The sequence below is a fragment of the Eubacterium sp. MSJ-13 genome, assembly GCF_018918235.1.
Taxonomy (GTDB): Bacteria; Bacillota; Clostridia; order Lachnospirales; family Lachnospiraceae; genus Butyribacter.
Genome location: NZ_JAHLQE010000099.1, coordinates 1 through 20973 on the forward strand (window position 1 = coordinate 1; position 20973 = coordinate 20973).

The 20973-nt window shown below is 38.0% G+C and carries 16 protein-coding genes; 13 read left to right on the forward strand and 3 right to left on the reverse strand.

The features are described 5' to 3' along the window. Nucleotides 1-127 precede the first annotated feature (127 nt). The 10 genes from KQI69_RS06220 to KQI69_RS06265 all read left to right on the forward strand — a co-directional run bounded on the left by KQI69_RS06220 (nt 128) and on the right by KQI69_RS06265 (nt 12807). Nucleotides 128-1153: a FecCD family ABC transporter permease gene (locus tag KQI69_RS06220; RefSeq protein ID WP_371818755.1), complete on the forward strand. Its 1026-nt coding sequence runs from the start codon at nt 128-130 to the stop codon at nt 1151-1153. A gap of 4 nt (nt 1154-1157) precedes the next feature. Beyond that, on the forward strand, nt 1158-1949 hold the full coding sequence (locus tag KQI69_RS06225) for an ABC transporter ATP-binding protein (protein ID WP_216564482.1): 792 nt from the start codon (nt 1158-1160) through the stop codon (nt 1947-1949). Between the two features lie 144 nt (nt 1950-2093). After that, nucleotides 2094-2513 (forward strand): YbaN family protein, encoded by a 420-nt coding sequence (locus tag KQI69_RS06230; RefSeq protein WP_216564483.1) that lies wholly within the window; start codon nt 2094-2096, stop codon nt 2511-2513. A 65-nt stretch (nt 2514-2578) separates the two neighbouring features. After that, complete coding sequence (locus tag KQI69_RS06235) at nt 2579-4345, forward strand: ABC transporter ATP-binding protein/permease (protein ID WP_216564484.1); 1767 nt, start codon at nt 2579-2581, stop codon at nt 4343-4345. After that, complete coding sequence (gene cydC / locus KQI69_RS06240) at nt 4323-6011, forward strand: thiol reductant ABC exporter subunit CydC (RefSeq protein WP_216564485.1); 1689 nt, start codon at nt 4323-4325, stop codon at nt 6009-6011. Before KQI69_RS06235 ends, cydC begins: the two co-directional genes overlap by 23 nt. A 493-nt stretch (nt 6012-6504) precedes the next feature. Then, entirely contained in the window at nt 6505-8496 is a 1992-nt protein-coding gene (gene metG, locus KQI69_RS06245; protein ID WP_216564486.1) for a methionine--tRNA ligase, read from the forward strand. Nucleotides 8497-8737: 241 nt separating this feature from the next. Next, nucleotides 8738-9493, forward strand: coding sequence for a ThiF family adenylyltransferase (locus KQI69_RS06250; RefSeq protein WP_216564487.1), 756 nt, complete (start codon nt 8738-8740; stop codon nt 9491-9493). Nucleotides 9494-9871: 378 nt separating this feature from the next. After that, complete coding sequence (locus tag KQI69_RS06255; protein ID WP_216564488.1) at nt 9872-11425, forward strand: hypothetical protein; 1554 nt, start codon at nt 9872-9874, stop codon at nt 11423-11425. 17 nt (nt 11426-11442) lie between these two features. Then, complete coding sequence (locus KQI69_RS06260) at nt 11443-12261, forward strand: hypothetical protein (RefSeq protein ID WP_216564489.1); 819 nt, start codon at nt 11443-11445, stop codon at nt 12259-12261. A gap of 15 nt (nt 12262-12276) precedes the next feature. Next, nucleotides 12277-12807, forward strand: coding sequence for a hypothetical protein (locus KQI69_RS06265; protein WP_216564490.1), 531 nt, complete (start codon nt 12277-12279; stop codon nt 12805-12807). Nucleotides 12808-12934: 127 nt separating this feature from the next. Here KQI69_RS06265 and KQI69_RS06270 read toward each other — a convergent pair whose 3' ends face one another. Next, nucleotides 12935-13957, reverse strand: coding sequence for a LacI family DNA-binding transcriptional regulator (locus KQI69_RS06270; RefSeq protein WP_216564491.1), 1023 nt, complete (start codon nt 13955-13957; stop codon nt 12935-12937). Nucleotides 13958-14357: 400 nt separating this feature from the next. Between KQI69_RS06270 and KQI69_RS06275 the strand changes: the two genes are divergently transcribed. The 3 genes from KQI69_RS06275 (at nt 14358) to recQ (ending at nt 19335) form a co-directional block, all read left to right on the forward strand. Further along, complete coding sequence (locus tag KQI69_RS06275) at nt 14358-15644, forward strand: galactokinase family protein (RefSeq protein ID WP_216564492.1); 1287 nt, start codon at nt 14358-14360, stop codon at nt 15642-15644. 123 nt (nt 15645-15767) lie between these two features. After that, nucleotides 15768-17258, forward strand: coding sequence for a UDP-glucose--hexose-1-phosphate uridylyltransferase (gene galT, locus KQI69_RS06280; RefSeq protein ID WP_216564493.1), 1491 nt, complete (start codon nt 15768-15770; stop codon nt 17256-17258). A gap of 202 nt (nt 17259-17460) precedes the next feature. Beyond that, on the forward strand, nt 17461-19335 hold the full coding sequence (gene recQ / locus KQI69_RS06285) for a DNA helicase RecQ (RefSeq protein WP_216564494.1): 1875 nt from the start codon (nt 17461-17463) through the stop codon (nt 19333-19335). 279 nt (nt 19336-19614) lie between these two features. On the opposite strand, the gene KQI69_RS06290 is transcribed toward recQ, so the two are convergent. Then, complete coding sequence (locus KQI69_RS06290; RefSeq protein ID WP_216564495.1) at nt 19615-20532, reverse strand: S1 RNA-binding domain-containing protein; 918 nt, start codon at nt 20530-20532, stop codon at nt 19615-19617. A 252-nt stretch (nt 20533-20784) separates the two neighbouring features. Beyond that, a partial coding sequence (locus KQI69_RS06295) for a hypothetical protein (RefSeq protein ID WP_216564496.1) occupies nt 20785-20973 on the reverse strand: 189 nt, incomplete at its 5' end.

Here is a 20973-nt window from a genome sequence, read left to right on the forward strand (position 1 = left end):
TCAATCGCCGTAGCCCGCTACGGCTCATTCTTCCGCCTTGCAGAATGAAAAATTCATTGTGCGTCATTTGACTGAATAGCAACATGTCACTACACTAGTAAAAATATATGGAGAAATGAGGGTTAAAATGGATTTAAAAGAAAATGACATACTTTCAAAAGACCATAAAAATCTGAGAAATAAGCGTATAAGGACAATCGTATCATTTGTTATGATTATAATTTTACTTGTAACCTTATTTTTCGTATCGGTAAATATAGGAAGTCTAAAGGTTTCATTTAAAAAGTTGTTTGACGGTCTTTTTATAAAATATAATCCTGATGTAGCGACTATCTATGACCTTCGTTTTCCGAGAATAATAATATCAATGCTTGCGGGGGCGGCAATAGCGGTTTCGGGTGTATTGTTTCAGGCAGTGCTTAAAAATCCGCTTGCTGATCCTGGAATTATAGGTATATCGAGCGGTGCAGGATTTTCGGCGGTATGTATAACGGCATTTGCACCGACACTATATTTCTTTACACCTGTTGCCGCCTGCTTGGGCGGTATAGCGGCATTTGTTATCGTTTATGCATTGTCATGGAAAGGCGGTTTAAGTCCGTTACGTATTATACTTACAGGTGTTGCCGTAGAAGCGTTCTTTACTGGAATGTCGAGTGTTGTAAATTCCATGTCAGGCGGTGACAGAACAGGTGTGGCATCTATTGTTGAGGGAAATATCACTCAAAAAACATGGGACGATGTAGCGACATTGTTTCCGTATGTTGTCGTGGGGCTTGTGCTTTCTGTGTTGTTTATAGGAAGATGCAATCTTCTTGCACTTGAGGATAAAACGGCGAGAAGTCTTGGTGTAAATGTAAACCGCATGCGGATAATAATCTCTATTATAGCGGTAATACTTGCAAGCATCTCGACGGCGGTTGTCGGGGCAATAAGTTTTCTTGGACTTATTGTGCCGCATATAGGCAGAATACTTGTTGGAAGCGACCACAAGAAACTTGTGCCGTTTTCGGTGTTTGCAGGGGCATTTACATTTTTGCTTGCCGACACGATAGGAAGAACGATATGCCGTCCGTATGAGGTGAGTGCGGCTGTTGTGATGAGTGTTATAGGTGGACCGTTCTTCATTTTACTGCTTAGAGGGAAGAGGTGATTGAATGAGTGACGATAAGAAGTGTGATTATATGATAAAAGTTAAGGAACTTTCGTTTTCATATGGAAAGAATAGGATTTTAAATAATATTTCACTTAAAATTCCTGAGGGCAAGATTACAACTATTCTGGGTGCGAACGGATGTGGCAAGTCTACTCTTTTTTCATTGATGACAAAAAATCTCATGCCTGATCGTGGCAGGATTTTTTTGCAGAGAAAAAATATCGGTGGTATGTCACTTGGAGAGTTTGCTAAGCGTGTTTCCATTGTCCACCAGTACAATACGGCTGCCGATGATATGACTGTTGAAAGACTTGTTTCTATGGGCAGGACACCGCATCATAGGATGTTTGGCGGTGCGGACGATGAGGACGAGAAGCTTATAAACAGGGCTCTTGAGGTCACAAATCTTTTAGAGTTCAGAGAGAGGGAGATTGGAAAACTGTCCGGAGGACAAAGGCAGCGTGTGTGGATTGCAATGGCTCTTGCACAGAATACAAAACTTCTGTTTCTCGATGAACCAACCACTTATCTTGATATAAGATACCAGCTTGAAATACTCGAACTTGTTAAAAAACTTAACAGGGAGTTTGGGATTACGATAGTTATGGTACTGCATGAGATAAATCAGGCAATCCGTTTTTCCGATTCGATAATAGGTCTTAAGGATGGAAATGTGCTTGCACAGGGAAATCCGGAAGAGATTATCACAAGTGAACTGCTTGAACAGCTATATGGTGTGAAGCTGGGTGTGACTGAGATTGACGGGCATAAATATGTGCTTACGGCAGGATGATATAATTAAAAATCTTGTTTAGGAATTAAAGGATAATTTACCATAAAAAGAGAATTTAGCATAAAATAGACAAGTTCATTATATTGTTGATTATTTTTTATGTCTGAACTGTTAAATAATCAAAAATACGAAATGGAGATTTATATGAATAATAAAACAAATCCGCTTAAATTTTTGTGGGTGCTTTTGGGATTTTTGAGCCTTGCACTTGGCACTATAGGAATCGTACTTCCAATACTGCCTACAGTACCGTTTTATATGGCGACGGTTTTCTGCTTTGCAAAAAGCTCAGAAAGGCTTCATTCTTGGTTTACATCAACCGGACTTTACAAAAAGCATCTTGAAAGTTTTGTTCAGAAAAGGTCAATGACGGTAAAAAGTAAATGTACCATTATGGGGAGTGTTACTATTGTTATGGCATTTGGTTTTATAATGATGAGCAAGGTGCCTGTCGGAAGAATATGTCTTGCCGTTGTATGGCTCTGTCATGTGCTCTATTTTATTTTTTATATTAAGACCGAAAAAGAAACAGAAAAAATTCCACAGGAATTGACGGAAAAATAGATAAAGTATCAAAATATTGCTGTGCAATTAACAGCAATAATAAATATGAAGGGACAGGGAATGAGATGATAAAAACAAGACTTGTAAGGTTATTATCCCATGCAAAAAAATATATTGTCTACAATGTGCTGTGGCAGTGGATAGCACTTATTGCACAGGTGGTTTCGGTGTTTACGATAGCGGGACTGTTTGGAAAACTGTATGCAAAAAAAGCAGCGTCGGGTGACATAGTTAAATGTGCCTGCGTGTTTGCGGCGGTTCTCGTGGTTCGTTTTTTGTGTGATAAGATGGCGGCGAGAGCTTCATATAGAGCGAGCGTTGATGTGAAATGTATTTTGAGGGATAAAATTTATGAAAAACTGTTAAAACTCGGTGTGTCCTACAATGAAAAAATAGCGACTTCCGAGGTGGTGCAGCTCTCAACAGAGGGTGTCGAACAGCTTGAAATTTATTTTGGCAAATATCTTCCGCAGCTTTTTTACAGTATTCTTGCACCTGTTACGCTTTTTATTGTGCTTGCGGTAAAGGCGAGCGTAAAGGCGAGTGTTGTTCTGCTTGTGTGTGTGCCTTTAATCCCTGCCTCAATCGTGGCAGTTCAAAAGATTGCAAAAAAACTTTTAAATAAATACTGGGGAATATACACAGGACTTGGTGACTCGTTTCTTGAAAATCTTCAGGGACTTACGACACTTAAGATTTATCAGGCTGACGGTATGAAAGCGGAGCAGATGGACGAGGAAGCCTCAGAGTTCAGGAAGATAACAATGAAAGTTCTGACAATGCAGCTTAATTCAACAAGCGTGATGGATATTGTTGCCTACGGTGGGGCGGCAGTCGGAATGATAGTGGCATTAAGTGAGTTTTTAAAAGGAAATATAACACTTGAACAGACACTTTGCATCACACTTTTGGCAAGTGAATTTTTTATACCGCTGAGACTTCTCGGTTCATTTTTTCATATTGCAATGAACGGAATGGCGGCGAGTGACAAGATTTTCGGACTTCTTGATTTAGAGGAAGATGAGACAGGAAAAGTCATATTTACTAAAGAACAGCTTAAAAATCTGTCAGTGAGTTTTGAGGATGTAAATTTTTCATACAACAGTGACCGAAAGATTTTAAATGATGTATCGTTTGATATTTCACCGGGTTCATTCGTATCACTCGTCGGTGAGTCGGGATGCGGAAAAAGTACGATAGCAGGGCTTATTTCTGGAAAGAACAAGAATTTTAACGGCAAGCTCACACTCAGTGGTATTCCGATTGAAGATATAGCGGAGAGTGAACTAATGCGTCATGTGACAGTTGTCAGACATAACAGTTACCTTTTTAAGGGGACGGTGAGGGAAAATCTTATCATGGCTGATTTAGGGGCAGAAGATGAGAAACTTAAGGCGGTTTTGATAAAAGTAAATCTCTGGGATTTTGTGAGTGAGAACGGAGGACTTGACATGGAGATTGCTGAAAAGGGTGATAATCTTTCAGGTGGTCAGTGTCAGAGGCTTTGTATTGCAAGAGCGATTTTGCATGACAGCGAGATGTATATATTTGATGAAGCTACCTCAAATATTGATGCCGAAAGTGAGGGTATGATAATGGATGCGATACACGAGCTTGCAAAAACAAAAACGGTGCTTTTAATATCACACCGTCTGTTTAATGTAATATCATCAGATAATATTTATATGCTTAAAGACGGAGAGATAGCAGAAAGCGGTACGCATGAGCAGTTGATGAAAAATAATGGAGAATATTTCAGGCTTTTTGAGAGCCAGAGAAAATTGGAGGAGTTTGGAAAGGAGGATGCAGATGTCTGTAGAGAAATCAGTTAAAAAAAGAAGAAGTGCCGTTAAGATAATGGGACAGCTTATCGGTCTTGTTGCACCGCTTCTTCATATAATGCTGCTTGCGATAGTGCTTGGTGTTCTGGGGTATCTATGTGCAATCTTTCTAACGATACTTGCAGGTCAGGTGCTTTTAAAAGGACTTGGAGAACCTGTAATGCTATTTTCGGACATGAGCATAAAAACACTATTTATCATTATGGGAACGGCGGCAGTCATGAGAGGTGTACTTCATTATGCGGAACAGTATTGCAATCATTTTATCGCATTCAAACTTCTTGCGATAATAAGGCATAAAGTATTTGCGGCACTTAGGAGATTATGCCCAGCAAAACTTGAGGGCAGAGACAAGGGAAATCTTATATCAGTAATAACTACGGATATAGAACTGTTGGAGGTGTTTTATGCACACACAATATCTCCGATAATGATAGCATTACTCACATCGGCTATCATGGTAATCTTTATGGGAAGGTACAGCCCTGCTGCGGCAGTTTATGCGGCAGCAGCATATATAATAGTAGGAATTTTTATTCCACTCTGGAATGGAAAGCGTGGCGGTCAGACGGGAATGGAATTTAGAACCTCGTTCGGCGAATTAAACAGCTTTGTACTTAGTGCACTCAGAGGACTTTCAGAAACCATACAGTATGGTATGGGAAAAGAGAAAAGACATGAGATGCAGGAACGCTCTGAAAAACTCGGAAAAATGCAGAGGAAATTAAGCCGTTTAGAGGGAACACAGCGTGCAGTCACAAACTTTGTCATACTTCTTGCGTCATTTGGGATGCTTTTTCTCATGGGAGAAATGTATTGTCAGGGTGAGATTGGTTTTGACGCAGTAATCACCTGTACAGTGGCAATGATGGGTTCGTTTGGTCCGGTTGTCGCGCTTGCAAGCCTGTCAAACAATCTCAATCAGACACTTGCAAGCGGCGAAAGGGTACTGTCAGTTCTTGAAGAAAATCCTGTGGTAGAGGAAGTAGCGGAGGGCGAGACAGCGGACAGAAAAAACGAGCCGATAGCTGCATTAAGAAATGTAACATTTGCATATGAAAATGAAAATATTCTCAAAAATTTCAGTATGGAGATAAAAAAAGGAAAAATAACAGGGCTTCACGGAGCGAGCGGCTGCGGCAAATCCACAATACTTAAACTCCTTATGCGTTTTTGGGATGCAGACAGTGGAGAAGTTGAGATTTCAGGAAAGAATGTAAAAGAGATTTCAACAAAAAAACTCAGGGATTTTGAGAGCTTTGTAACACAGGAAACAGATATATTTCATGATACGATAGCCGCAAATATAGGAATTGCAAAAATTGGAGCGACAAGGGAAGAAATCATGGCTGCGGCAAAAAAAGCATCACTTCACGATTTTATAATGAGCCTGCCCGACGGATATGATACTCAGGTCGGAGAGCTTGGAGACACCTTGTCGGGCGGTGAGAAACAGCGGATAGGTATTGCGAGAGCATTTCTTCACGATGCACCATTGCTTTTGATGGATGAGCCGACAAGCAATCTTGATTCGCTCAATGAGGGAGTGATATTAAAAGCGGTAAAAGAGGAGGGGAAGGATAAAAATAAGACGGTAGTGCTTGTATCGCATAGAAAATCAACAATGGGAGTTGCGGATGAAGTGGTGGAGTTGTGATGTATATATTTTTATGCAGAATGGAATACTTATAGCTGCAAATGTGTATGCAGATAGGATGAGATAACAGTTGACAAATATTAACCTACATATTAAAATACATTTATCTATAAAAGAAAAAGGCTGTGAAAAGAAAAGTATGTTACAGAAAGTATTACAGAGAACCCGCAGAGCTGCTTAGTACATTATGTGTAGGAAAGTAACTCGTTGCTGAGAGAGGGTATATGGAATGTGGCAGAAGATGGTCTTGGAGCTGTACACTCTGAACATAATCTTATATTTATTTTATGCCGTAGGTGTAAATAAAAATGATAGTGCAGTACAACATGAAAAGTAGGAGGTACCGGGTACGCCCGTTAGAGCGTGGCACTGTGATGGCAGTGATTGAGGTTCGCATTGTGAAGTGCGGATAAATTAAAGTGGTAACGCGGTATGATCGTCTTTAAGAATAGAAATATTCTTAAGGACTTTTTTATTTTATTGGAGGTTCAAAATGGCAGAGAAAAAGAGATTTTATTTGACAACAGCGATTGCCTACACATCAGGCAAACCGCATATCGGAAATACTTACGAGGCTGTTCTCGCAGACAGTATAGTGCGTTTTAAAAGACAGCAGGGTTATGATGTACGTTTCCAGACAGGAACTGACGAGCATGGACAGAAGATTGAGATTAAAGCTGATGAAGCAGGTGTAACACCAAAGAAATTTGTTGATGATGTATCAGGACAGATTAAGTCAATCTGGGATCTCATGAACACATCATATGACAAATTTATCAGAACAACTGATGAATACCATGAGAAACAGGTTCAGAAGATTTTCAAAAAATTATATGAACAGGGAGATATTTATAAGGGATATTATGAGGGAATGTACTGTACACCTTGTGAGTCATTCTTTACTGCATCGCAGCTTGTAGATGGAAAGTGTCCTGACTGTGGCAGGGAATGTCAGCCTGCAAAAGAGGAGGCTTATTTCCTTAAACTCAGCAATTATGCGGACAGACTTATCGAGCATATCAACACACATCCTGAATTTATTCAGCCTGAGTCACGCAAAAACGAGATGATGAACAACTTCCTTCTTCCGGGACTTCAGGATTTATGCGTATCGCGTACTTCATTCAAATGGGGTATTCCGGTAGATTTTGATCCTGGTCATGTTGTATATGTATGGGTAGATGCCCTCAGCAACTATATCACAGGACTTGGATATGATGTTGACGGAAACAACGATACAAGCGAGACAGGAACAGACCTTTTTGAAAAATTTTGGCCTGCTGACCTTCATCTTATAGGTAAGGACATCCTTAGATTCCATACAATTTACTGGCCTATCATGCTTATGGCACTCGGACTTCCACTTCCAAAGCAGGTATTTGGTCATCCATGGCTTCTTCAGGGCGAGGGCAAGATGAGTAAGTCAAAAGGAAATGTAATCTATGCCGACGACCTCGTAGATATGTTCGGAGTAGATGCGGTTCGTTACTTTGTGCTTCATGAGATGCCATTTGAAAATGATGGTGTGATTACATGGGAGCTTATGGTTGAGCGTATGAACTCAGACCTTGCAAACACGCTTGGAAACCTTGTCAACAGAACGATTTCAATGACAAACAAATATCTTGGCGGAGTTGCAGAAGATAAGGGTGTTACGGAAAGCGTTGACGATGAACTTAAATCATTTGTGCTTTCTGTGCCAAAGAAAGTTGAAGAAAAAATGGATAAACTTCGTGTTGCAGATGCAATTACAGAAGTATTTACGATATTTAAGAGATGTAACAAGTATATCGATGAGACAGAGCCTTGGGTACTCGGAAAAGATGAGGCAAAGAAGGACAGACTTTCAACAGTTCTTTACAACCTTATCGAGAGCATCACAATCGGTGCAAGCCTTTTGAAATCATTTATGCCTGACACGACAGACAAGATTTTGAAGCAGCTCAATACAACGGAGCGTGCACTTGAAGATATGGACAAATTTGGTCTTTATGAATCGGGAACAAAAGTGACAGATGCACCTGAAATTCTCTTTATGAGACTTGATGTAAAAGAGGTGCTTGCAAAAGCTGAGGAAATTCAGGAGGCACAGAAAGCGGCAGCAGGAGTTACAGAAGAAGCAGAATCAGACGAAGAAGTAATAAATATAGAAGCAAAACCTGAAATTACATTTGATGACTTTGAGAAAATGCAGTTTCAGGTAGGTGAGATAATTGCGTGTGAGGAAGTAAAGAAATCAAAGAAACTTCTCTGCTCACAGGTAAAAATCGGAAGCGAAGTAAAACAGATAGTATCAGGAATAAAGAAACATTACTCAGCAGAAGAAATGGTAGGCAAGAAAGTAATGGTGCTTGTAAACCTTAAACCTGCAAAACTTGCCGGTGTATTATCAGAGGGAATGTTACTCTGTGCAGAAGATGCAGAAGGAAATCTCTCACTTATGACACCTGAAAAGAAGATGCCGGCAGGAGCAGAAATTTGCTAATGCATTTATAAAAAACTTGAAAAGTACATTTTAATATGGTAAAAAATAAAAGGGCAAAATATTGATTTTGCCCTTTTTAAGAAAGATTGAGAAATGAGGAAAGCGTGATAAAATACTGCCGATGCGATATTTTATCACACAACTGTTTGTTTCTGAGCAAAAACAAACAGTTTTTATGGCAGACACAAATTTTAGATTTGTGTCACCACTTCGCAATAAATTGCTCAGGAAAGAGGTTTAAATGCAGAATCAATTTTCGCGTTCAGAATTATTAATAGGAAAAGAAGGGATTGAAAAACTTCACAAATCAAGAGTTGCCATTTTTGGCATAGGCGGAGTCGGCGGTTATACTGTTGACGCACTTGTCCGCAGTGGAGTGGAGCAGATAGATCTGATAGATGACGATAAGGTTTGTCTCACAAATCTTAACCGTCAGCTTATCGCAACGAGAAAAACGGTAGGAAAAGACAAAGTAGACATTATGCGTGAGCGTATTTTGGAGATAAATCCAAAAGTAACAGTAAATGTTTACAAGACATTTTTCCTGCCTGAAAATGCAGACACATTTCCATTTGAAGAATATGATTATGTGGTTGATGCGGTAGATACAGTAACAGCGAAAATATCGCTTGTAATGAAGTGTCAGGAAACAGGAACACCGATAATAAGCTGCATGGGAGCAGGTAACAAGATGGATGCAAGTGCATTTAAGGTTGCAGATATCTATAAGACAAAGGTGTGTCCGCTTGCAAAAGTAATGCGTCGTGAACTTAAAAAACGCGGTGTGAAAAAGCTTAAAGTAGTTTATTCAGAGGAAAAACCGATGACACCTATCGAGGATGAAAATGACAATTGCAAGAACCATTGCATATGTCCTCCGGGAGTACAGCGTACTTGTTTGCAGAGAAGGGCAGTGCCGGGAAGTATGGCATTTGTGCCGGCGGTAGCAGGGCTTATTATTGCGGGTGAGGTCGTTAAGGATCTTATTGCAGAGTGATTTAACCCTATCAAGAAAGTCCCCCACTTCTATTGCGCAGAGCAATAAGTGGGGGATTTCCTTGTATCAGGAGGAGGACAAGTCCATTCTGATATGCTGCGATAGCACCTAATAGTGTTATGAGCAAGTAGCAAAGCGGATTGCGAATATCCACTTGACAAGAACTAAACAGTAATTAAATCTGGGTGCTGTTTAGTTCTTTTGTGTTGTGGAACATGATTTTTTCAATGAAATCGTTAAAAGTATGCTGTCAGCATAAGACAATTAAATTTAGATATGATAAAATTTCCTTAGGATTAGAAAATTTATATGAGCAAGTAGTGAAGTGGATTGCGAATATCCTTGACTATTAATTATAAAAATAAGAGGGTGAAAACTGTGGAAGAAAAGGAAAGGCACAAACAGGATATAAAAGATTCTATTGTAGGATTAGCACAGGGTGAGATCGTACAAAGACATGGAGAAGCTGCGAGCCAGATATTACAGGCATATAAGGGTATACGAGTCGACCATAATGGAAATTTAGAAGAATTCCATGGGCGTAATCTGAAAGAGATAAGTAATTATAAGGTAGGAGAAAACGCAGATGTATCCAGAAAGCAGCAGGCTGGTTTTTCGGCGGAACTGCTAAAGGAGTCAAGGGATAACCAACAGGCGATTATAAATAATGAAAGTAACCGTACCAGAACAACTGATGGTATCGGAAGGACTAATGATACCCAATATGACCATGTAAAAGTTGATGAGAACGGAAATGTACAAAATGGTTCAGGAAGTCAGATGAAATTCCTAAAATCAAGTACATCAAAAAATGGTCAGACAAAATATAATGTAATTGATAAAATGGCAAACGATAAATCATGGGATCGTTATGACGGACCGATAGATATTCCATCGGATCAATATGAAGGTGCGGTAAATTATGCAAATGAACAGGCTCAAAAGTATGAAGAACAGGCTGCCAGATTAAGAGAACGCGGATGTTTTGAAAAAGCCGAGCAGGTAGAAGAAAAAGCAAAGAGATATCGTGATGCACAAAAAAGAGTTCGTGATTCAGGGGTTTCAACAAATGAAGCACTGGAGGCACGAAATAATCCGGAACAGTTTGTAGCAAAAGAAATGCTCAAAAGCGGCCATGAGGCAGGCATAAGTGCAGCAAAAGGAACTATGGTCGTATCGGGCGTTGTGTCAGGAGTAAAAAATATGTGTGCTGTTGTCTCAGGTGAAAAAGATTTGGACGAAGCAGCGGTCGATGTGACTAAGTCTATGGTAAAAGATGGTGCTACTGCATACAGTGTGGCAAATATCGGTACGGGAATTAAAGCCCTAATGCATGCTTCTAAAAGTGAGATGATTCGTGAGCTTGGGGCTAGTGCCGTTAATCTCCCGGTGATGTTAGCAAACACTACGGTTTCAGTAGGAAAAAATCTTTTTCGTTATGCCAAGGGAGAGATAGATACAGAGGAACTTGTTCTTGCTTTAGGGCAGAATGGTATGGAATTGACCGGAGGTTTTTTGGGTGGAACAGTAGGTCTTGCTGTTGGTGGACCGATAGGCGGAGCAATAGGAAGTTTTGTTGGAACATTGCTATCAAAAGTCATTTATAACGGAGTTACAAAAATTTTGCATGAGTCCAAAATTTCAGCTCAAAGGCGAAAAACTTTAGAGCAGATATCTCAGGAAGCGGTTTATGAAATAGGAAAATTAAAAAGAGAATTGAGACAATACGCAGAAGAAAAATATCAGGAGAGAGAACAATTGATAGAAAATTTATTTGCAGAAATAGAACGGACTTCTCTTGAAAATGATATTGATGGATATATTAGTTGTATTGATAACTTTGGAAAAGCGTTTGGAATTGAATTGTCTTTAAACAGCAGGAAAGAAATTGATGAGTTTATGCAGGATGAAAATAGTGTTCTTGTTTTGTAGAAAAGGTAGGTGATCAGATGTTACCATTATTATTAGCAGTGTCAGCTTTAGGACTTGGAATTGATGGAAAATTGAATGCTGATGAGGCAATCAGGGTATCGGAACAGGCACAGGATGAGTATTCTGACGCAATAAAAAAATTTGAAGAAAAGAAAAAATTAGCAGAGAAAACATTGCAGGAATTGGGAAAAACAAAGTTAAATATTTATGGGACTCAGATTCGGGATTTTGTAACTGTTTTTTCTGTATTGAAAGAAACACAATTGAAGGAAGGAAAGGGAATAAAAGAGTTAGAAAATCTTTCGTTTAATGACAGGGATTTTGAAAAACTGGAAATAGATTCAATCGAGAGTCAGAGATTGTTGGAATCAAATCCGACAAGAGATGTATTTTTAAGCTGGGGAATAGGCGGGATTGCAGGTTTGGCTTTTTATCATAATAAGATGAAGGGGAAACGAGATGACGCATATGCAGATCTGGCAGTAGTAAAAAAACAGGTAGCTCAGATGGAACTTGTTGAAGAACAGTTTTATATCATACAGAAAAATTCAGAACAGTTAGATTTATTTTTTAAACGCTTCGGTAAGATAATGGATGTGGCAAACCATAATATGATGGAGATAGTGGACAAGAAAAAAGAATGGAATGATATGTCTGACGAAGAAAAAAATAAGATAATGGTTGCCTTAAAAACAGTGCAGATTTTAAAAGCTATGGTTGATATGCCACTTCTTGGAGAGGATGGTATGTTGACAAAAGATATTTGCGATATTTTATCACAGAGAGAAAATGTATTAAAAGTATTTGGAAATCAGGCAGGATTAAAAACGGTTTGAGATAAGGAGGAAAAAATGGCACAGAGAGAAGAAATTATAAAGTCTTTAGAAAAATATTCGTGGGATGTTTACCCGATGCAATATGTAACACAGCGTTTTCAGATGGGAAATGGAATTTCAGGTAAAGCTTTGAAAAATGCAATTAAGTCTTATGCAGCAGGGGTGTCCGAAGAAGAAGTGATAGCATTGTTTGACACTACACTTACAGCCAATGGAAAAGAGGGATTTCTTTTTACAGATACTATGGCATACTATAAAGATTCAGGAAAGCAGGGCGAATTTGTTTATAGGGATATAAAATCGGTAGAGGTGGAAGATGAAGACGAGGATCCTAAAACATCACTTTATATTTACACTAAAGATGGTGAAGAATATGAATGGCGTAGCAGGGCAATGAATAAAGTACCTATGTATAATTTCTTTAAAGAAGTAATTGCTTATTTTGAGCAGGAGAAAAAGAAAAAAGAAGAACAGATAATAAATTCTCAGGTGAGTGACGATGCAGAACAGCAGGTAAATGATTTGTTTGCGAGATTGACAAAATAGTAAATAAATCTTTATGTATATGTTTTCATATATAAAGTGCTAAAAATTTATATAAACAGAAATTACAGGCTTAAAAAATTTTATTGCAGCCTGTAATTTTTATGTGCTATTATTTATTTTTGCTTTCTCATTTTGGGGTTTGTATATTAACTTTACTGCAGCTCTCCCTTACAACCAGCTCGCAAGGAATTTTCGCTTTAAGTGGTGTCCTTATACTCAGATTTGAAGCAACAAAAACAAGGTTTGCCCCATGCTGCCCCATATCATATGCAGGTGCGTGAATAGTAGTAAGTGGGGGTTGGATGTAGGCACTTGTTTCTTCGTCGTTAAAACCTATGACAGATATATCATCGGGAATTGTCAGTCCGTTTTCACGGATTGCTTTCATGGCTCCGAGTGCGATAACATCATTGGCTGCAAATACGGCGGTTGGAATATTGCCTTCATGGAAAAGTTCATTCATCATATTGTAACCTGATTCAAAAGTGAAACTTCCCTCTTTCAAATAAACTTTATAATCCATTTTTCTGTGTTTCATATATTTTTTATATGCTGTGGTGCGGGCATCGGTTATAAGTTCATGATTTCCGACATATTCTTTGCCCCCGAGAAATGCGATTTTTTTGTGACCTAGTTCCGTGAGATAATCAAGTGCGCTGTAAACGGCGTGTTCAAAATCCATTGATAATGAAGTAATATTAAATTCATCTACAGCCATGTCAAGAAATACAATGTTATTACATATATTAATAAAGTTTTTGATTTCCTGACGGCTGAATTTTCCTATACATATAAGTCCATCAACTTCGTTTAATTTTAAAAAGTTTTCTGAATCTCCGGGAAATACACGAAGTATATTTATATCATTTTTTTCGCAGAAGTCTTCAACGCCCTGTCTTGCCTTGAGGTAATAGTTATCTTTCAATTCTTCTTCCGCTGAAAACCATAGGACTATTCCCATTGTAAAGGAAGTTTTAGGGGCAGGTGTGTTTGCTCTTGGGATTTTTTTATAATTTAATTTTTTTGCTGTACTTAATACTTTTTTTCGTGTTTCCGCTGAAACATGGAGAGTGGTATCATTATTTAATATTCTTGAAACTGCCCCGGGAGAAACACCGGCTTCTTTTGCTATATCACGAATTGTTGGCATACAGATCCCTCTTTCTTTATGATTTAACTTTGCTAAAAACTGCTCTAAGCTTACTATATAAAAGTTTACTAAACATATGGTAACACAATATGGTAAAATTGTCGAGAGAATTTTAAAAAGATGTATAAAAGATGTATAAAAGTAAGCATGTTTTAGCAATTATATAGCTTAGAGATTAGCAGATATTTTATTTTGTATATTAAAAAAGTAAATATTTAGTAAAAATAATAGTAAACTAATCTTGACATTTTAGTAAACGAAGATTATATTATAATTAAATTATTAAGATTATTGTGGAAATGAAATTAAAAATTATATTGTGAGGTTATGATACAAGGGTAAAAGGATATTTTGAATCTAATACTCAACATCAGACTGTAAAAACGGGAGGATTTCGTGCATGAAAAATACGACTGAATTAAAAGAAGCATTAAAAAACGGTGATTATAAAGATTTATTGTCGGATATTTATATTGACGAGAGTAAGATAGGATATCAGACAGAGCGTTATATAAAGGCGATTGAAAAGTTTGAGAAACTTTATGGTGAAGGTGATGTGGCAATTTACAGTGCTCCGGGAAGAAGTGAGGTTGGCGGAAACCATACAGATCATCAGCATGGTGAGATTCTTGCGGCATCTATCAATCTTGATGCTATTGCTATCACAAGAAAAACAGATGACAATATGATACATCTTGTTTCGGGTACATATAAGGAAATAGTTATTGATGTGAATGATATTTCTTATAATGAAAGTGAGAAAGAGACGACAAAGGCTCTTATAAAAGGTGTACTTAAAGGTGCAAAAGATCATGGTTTCAATATTGGAGGATTTACTGCGTATGTTACAAGTGATGTGCTGATCGGTGCAGGTCTGTCATCATCAGCAGCTTTTGAGACTGTTGTAGGTACTATCATTTCATATCTTTACAATGATGGAAAGATGGATGCAGTTACGATAGCTATTATCGGTCAGTATGCGGAAAATGTATATTTTGGAAAACCTTGTGGTCTTATGGATCAGATGGCATGCTCAGTGGGAAGTCTTGTTCATGTTAATTTTGCAAAGCCAAAAGAACCTGTTGTCGAAAAGGTTGAATTTGATATGAATAAGTATGGCTACAGCTTATGTATTACCGATACAAAGGGTTCGCATGCAGACCTTACCGCTGATTATGCGGCAGTTCCGCAGGAGATGAAAGAGGTTGCGGCTTATTTTGGAAAGGAAGTTCTCTTAGAAGTATCAATGGATGATATCATTGACAATATAGCTGAGATCAGACAGAAATGCGGTGACAGAGCTGTACTTCGTGCAATTCATTTTGTAAATGAAAATAAGCGTGTCGGAAAAGAAGCAGATGCACTTAAAGCAGAAAAGATTGACGAATTTTTAAGTCTTGTAAAGGAGTCAGGTGATTCATCATACAAATATCTTCAGAATGTGTATACGGTAAATGATATAAAACATCAGAATGTATCACTGGCACTTGCGATAAGTGACACAGTGCTTGAGGGTGGAAAAGGAGTTTGTCGTGTACATGGTGGTGGATTTGCCGGAACTATACAGGCATTTGTTAAAAATGAAGCTGTACCTGAATATCTTGAAAAGATGGATAAGGTATTTGGAAAGGGTGCCTGCAATGTGCTTAAAATTCGCAAATATGGTGGAATGAAAGTGATTGATTAAAAATTTAATACTATCAAGCAAGCAGCAAAGCGGATTGCGAATATCTGCTTGGCAAGATAAAAAGAGATAATAAATGAGAATTAAAAATATGCTGTGCCAAAAATAGCAGGAGGATATGAGAATATGATTACAAAATATATCAGTGAACTTGTTTTGTATGGAAAAGAAAACGGTTTAATTGAGGAATGTGATGAGATTTATGTTACAAATAAACTTTTAGAGTTGTTTGATGTGATGGAATACAGTGAAGCGGACAAAGTCACATCATTCAGACCAGTTCATGAGATACTTGAAGATATGATGAAATATGCTTTTGAAAACGGCATTATGAAAGAAGACACGATTACTGCCAAGGACTTATTTGATACAAAGATAATGGGATGTATAACTCCTGCACCGAGTATCGTGAGAAAAGAATTTAAAGATAAATATGCCGTTTCTCCAAAGGAAGCAACAGATTTTTATTATAATTTCAGTCAGGCGACAAATTACATAAGAAAAGACAGAATTGCAAGAGATGAGAAGTGGGTGACTGATACGGAATATGGTGAGATTGACATTACTATCAATCTTTCAAAGCCTGAAAAGGATCCAAGAGATATTGCAAAAGCAGGAAAAGCTAAAAAATCAGGATATCCGGCATGTCTACTCTGCAAGGAGAATGAGGGTTATGCAGGTCATTTTTCTCATCCGGCAAGGCAGAATCACAGGATTATTCCTGTTACATTAGACGGACAGCAGTATTTCTTACAGTATTCGCCATATGTCTACTACAATGAGCATTGCATTATATTTAATGCAGAGCATACACCGATGAAGATAGATCATGCAGTATTTAAAAAGATACTTGATTTTGTAAGACAGTTTCCACACTATATGGCTGGCTCAAACGCGGACCTGCCTATAGTTGGAGGTTCTATTTTGAGCCATGATCATTTTCAGGGTGGCGGCTATACATTTGCAATGGCAAAAGCAGATTATGAAAAGACATTTGTATTGCCGGGATTTGAAGGTGTTAAAGCAGGAATCGTAAAATGGCCTATGTCCGTAATCCGTCTTCAGGGAGAAAATGCAGAGCAGATAGTAGAGGCAGCAGACCATATACTCACAAGCTGGAGAAAATATACAGATGAAGCAGCATTTATCTTCAGTGAAACAGATGGAGAGCCGCACAATACGATCACACCGATCGCCCGTATGCGTGATGGAAAATACGAGCTTGACCTTGTACTCCGCAATAATATCACAACAGAAGATGCACCATGGGGAGTGTACCATCCGTCAGCAGACCTTCATCATATCAAGAAAGAAAATATCGGACTTATCGAGGTAATGGGGCTTGCTGTACTTCCGGCAAGACTTAAAAAAGAAATGAGTGATCTTGCAGATGCAATCTTGAACCACAAGGATATTCGTGCAGATGAGACACTTGAAAAACATGCTGACTGGGTAGATGAATGGATAGGAAATTATACGGTCACACCGGAAAATATCATGGATATAATCCATGATGAGATAAGTAAAGTGTTTGTTAAGGTGCTTGAATGTGCAGGCGTTTATAAACGCACAAAAGAGGGACAGGAAGCGTTTATGAGATTTGTGGAGAGTCTGTAAGGCACAAAAATTGTAAATAAAGAACTGCATGAGTAGTGATAAAATCACCGTTGCTAGTTGCACCATAGATGTCAACAGCAATGGTGATTTTTTGTACTTTTGACAGAAAATCTCTCTGCTTGCCACATATCTATTTTTCATGATAATATAAAATGACTATATAATAAAATACAATAGAGTAATTGGGGGAAGGATATACAAAATGACAGCAAACGAAACATTAAAAAAATACTTTGGTTACGATTCATTTCGTGACGGACAGCAAACGATCATAAATACAATTCTATCAGGGCGTGATGCACTTGCTATTATGCCAACAGGTGCCGGAAAATCAATTTGTTATCAGGTGCCTGCTCTTATGATGAGTGGTATCACTCTGGTTATATCACCACTCATATCTCTTATGCAGGATCAGGTAAAATCGCTTAACGATGCGGGTATAAATGCAGCATACATAAATTCTTCTCTTACGGAGAAACAGGTAAGTATGGCTCTTGATTATGCAGCAAAGGGAGTATATAAGATTATTTATGTCGCACCAGAAAGACTTGAAAACGAAGAGTTTCTTTATTTTGCAGATAATGCGGAGATTTCAATGGTTACAGTAGATGAAGCACACTGTATATCACAGTGGGGACAGGATTTTAGACCGAGTTATCTTAAAATAGCAGATTTTGTGAACCGTCTGCCTGTAAGACCGGTTTTAAGTTCTTTTACAGCTACGGCGACAAAGGAAGTTAAAAATGATATTTTGTGTATTCTAGGATTGAAAGAGCCTGAGATCGTGATTACAGGATTTGACAGGAAAAATCTTTATTATAGTGTTGAAAATATAAAAAGAAAAGATGAGTTTATCATTGATTATATTGAAAAACATCGTGATGACAGTGGTATTATTTATTGTTCCACGAGAAAAAATGTTGATGCTGTACAGGAAATGTTAGCTTCAAAAGGAATGGCTGTCACAAAGTATCATGCAGGTATGAGCAGTGATGACAGAAAACAAAGTCAGGATGATTTTATATATGACAGGAAGCCTGTGATAGTAGCGACTAATGCATTTGGAATGGGGATTGATAAATCAAATGTGAGGTATGTTATCCATTACAACATGCCTCAGAGTATGGAGAATTATTATCAGGAGGCAGGACGAGCCGGCAGAGATGGTGAGCAGTCGCAGTGTATTTTACTTTTTTCGCCACAGGATGTGATGATAAACAGATTTTTGCTCGACAATAAAGATTTTTCTGATATACCGCCTGAGGATATTGAACTTATAAAAGAACATGATAATAAAAGGCTTCAGGCAATGGAAGGATATTGCAGGACTACGGGATGTCTGAGAAATTATATATTGGAATACTTTGGAGAAAAGACAGATGCCCCTTGCGGCGATTGTGGCAACTGTAATCGGGAATACGAAGAAGTTGATATGACAAGAGAGGCGAAGTGGATAATAAACTGCGTGGCAGAGACAAAGAGCCGTTACGGTATAAATGTAATACTTGGAACACTTCTTGGAGCGAACAGAGCCAGACTTAAAGAGCTCCATATGACAGAGTGCAGGACATACGGAGCGTTGAAGGACAGTAATGAAAAAATTTTGAAGGATCTTGTAAATCAGATGGTTCTTGATGGATATTTACATAAAACAAATGACCGTTACAGTGTTCTTAAAATAGGTGATATTTCATCGTTGAGGGATGAAAATGCAAAAGTAACGATGCGTATGAATAAAAAGCAGGAAGAGACAAGGGAAAAGAATACAAAAAAGAAACCGCTTAGCAGGAGGAGTACAGATGAACTTACAAGTGCAGGATTTGAATTGTTTGAACTGCTTCGTGGTCTAAGGCTTGAAATCGCAAAAGAAGAAGCAATGCCGCCATATATTATTTTCAGTGATAAGACGTTGATAGATATGTGTGTGAAAATGCCGCTTGATGCAGAGCAGATGCTTGATGTATCAGGTGTTGGTATGAACAAGCTTACAAAATATGGAGAGAGATTTCTGGGTGTCATAAAAAAATATGCTGAGGAAAATGCAGGGAGAGTGACAAGTATAAATCATGATAAATAATATGTCAGTAAACAGAACAGTTCAATAATAAAATAATTCATTATAATGGCACTGAAGTAAAAAATACCGCAGGCAAAAATGCTAGAGAGTGTTTGCCTGCGGTATTTTTTTATTGTGGGAATTGTATTATGAAATTTAACACTATCAAGGAAGTCCACCACTTCTATTGTGTAGAGCAATGAGTGTTATGAGCAAGTAGCAGAGCGGATTGCGAATATCCGCTTGACTTTTTTTTATTCCACAATGCCAGTTTTTGGGTATAAATTTAAGTTTTCAAATTTACAGTTTTATCCCTTTAAGCAGTTTTGCAAAAGGACTCTCGTCTACAGTTTCTTCCTTATCAGCACGAAATTCATCAGGAATTTCATAAGTATCTTCTTTCTCGTCAGGGACATCATCCTCAAGTGCTTTCATGCTGAGAGATATCCTGTCACCGTCAAGTGCGATGATCTTTGCAGATACGGTATCGCCAAGTTTTACGATTTCTTTTGGCGATTTGATGAATTTATTTGTTATCTGTGATATATGGCAGAGTCCTATAAGATCCTCACCTATTTCGATAAACACACCATATGATTCCATGCGCACTATTTTTCCTGAAACAGTTTCGCCGACAGCAAGTTTGGAAACTTTCTGTGAATGTTCTAGTGCTGCGTTTTCTCTTGCGATTTCTTTTGCCGACAGGACAAGTCTTTTTTCATTTGCATCAGCGGTGATGATAATCGCATTTAGAGTCATGCCTACATAACTTTCGGTATCATCAACATAATCAAGACCTATTTTTGAAGCTGGAATAAATGCTTTTACGCCTTTGACAAAACCTGTGACACCACCCTGATTTGCTTCAGTTATCTTGACAGAAAAAACAGTGCGGTTTGCCATATCATTTTTAAGTTCATTCCATATAAGAAGATTGTGAGCAGCCTTTTTTGATAATATAACAGCACCGTTATCACCCTCTGCATCAATAACCATTGCACGAATAGTGTCACCGATATTGCAGTCATTTTTGATAGAAAATGCAGGATCGTCACTACATTCTTCAAGAGGAATGACGCCCTCGGTGTAGTAATTCAGATCGACAGTGAGTTCAGTTTCAGAAATGCCTATAACGGTAACATCTAAAATATCACCTTCTTTTATGACTTTAAAAGAATTTTCGAGTTCCTTTTCAAAGTCTTTCATGCTTTCAGCCATGTTATGTACCCCCTTTAGAAAAATATAAATTAACTTGCTTAATTTATAACTTGCTGTTAAGTTTGTCTTTTTTATTTTAGTATAGTGTGAAAGAAACTTAGATGCAAGTTTTTTACATATGAGATTTTTTAACATTTCATTTGGGAATGATTTTTGTTAAAATATCATTTGTTGCAGAAATTTGTAGCAGAATAAAGAAAGTATTGCAGTACATCACCGATGAAAAAAGTGGTGTACTGTTTTTTATGAAAATCAGTTGAGGGAGTAAGCTAGTGTACTGACCTGTTCATATTCAGCTAAATAATTTGCTTGAATTTCCATCTGCTGCGTTGGTCTACATTCCATTTCGGTCCGTGCTAACCGTGTGCCGCTGGCACACAGCACCATCAATCGCCGTAGCCCGCTACGGCTCATTCTTCCGCCTTGCAGAATGAAAAATTC

Excerpts from the sequence above, each read along its gene's own strand:
- galT (WP_216564493.1), top strand. The coding sequence starts at position 15,768 with ATGATTACAAAATATATCAGTGAACTTGTTTTGTATGGAAAAGAAAAC.
- KQI69_RS06260 (WP_216564489.1), top strand. The coding sequence starts at position 11,443 with ATGTTACCATTATTATTAGCAGTGTCAGCTTTAGGACTTGGAATTGAT.
- KQI69_RS06265 (WP_216564490.1), top strand. The coding sequence starts at position 12,277 with ATGGCACAGAGAGAAGAAATTATAAAGTCTTTAGAAAAATATTCGTGG.
- KQI69_RS06225 (WP_216564482.1), top strand. The coding sequence starts at position 1,158 with ATGAGTGACGATAAGAAGTGTGATTATATGATAAAAGTTAAGGAACTT.
- KQI69_RS06235 (WP_216564484.1), top strand. The coding sequence starts at position 2,579 with ATGATAAAAACAAGACTTGTAAGGTTATTATCCCATGCAAAAAAATAT.
- KQI69_RS06290 (WP_216564495.1), bottom strand. The coding sequence starts at position 20,532 with ATGGCTGAAAGCATGAAAGACTTTGAAAAGGAACTCGAAAATTCTTTT.
- KQI69_RS06270 (WP_216564491.1), bottom strand. The coding sequence starts at position 13,957 with ATGCCAACAATTCGTGATATAGCAAAAGAAGCCGGTGTTTCTCCCGGG.
- KQI69_RS06220 (WP_371818755.1), top strand. The coding sequence starts at position 128 with ATGGATTTAAAAGAAAATGACATACTTTCAAAAGACCATAAAAATCTG.
- recQ (WP_216564494.1), top strand. The coding sequence starts at position 17,461 with ATGACAGCAAACGAAACATTAAAAAAATACTTTGGTTACGATTCATTT.
- KQI69_RS06275 (WP_216564492.1), top strand. The coding sequence starts at position 14,358 with ATGAAAAATACGACTGAATTAAAAGAAGCATTAAAAAACGGTGATTAT.
- metG (WP_216564486.1), top strand. The coding sequence starts at position 6,505 with ATGGCAGAGAAAAAGAGATTTTATTTGACAACAGCGATTGCCTACACA.
- KQI69_RS06250 (WP_216564487.1), top strand. The coding sequence starts at position 8,738 with ATGCAGAATCAATTTTCGCGTTCAGAATTATTAATAGGAAAAGAAGGG.
- KQI69_RS06230 (WP_216564483.1), top strand. The coding sequence starts at position 2,094 with ATGAATAATAAAACAAATCCGCTTAAATTTTTGTGGGTGCTTTTGGGA.
- cydC (WP_216564485.1), top strand. The coding sequence starts at position 4,323 with ATGTCTGTAGAGAAATCAGTTAAAAAAAGAAGAAGTGCCGTTAAGATA.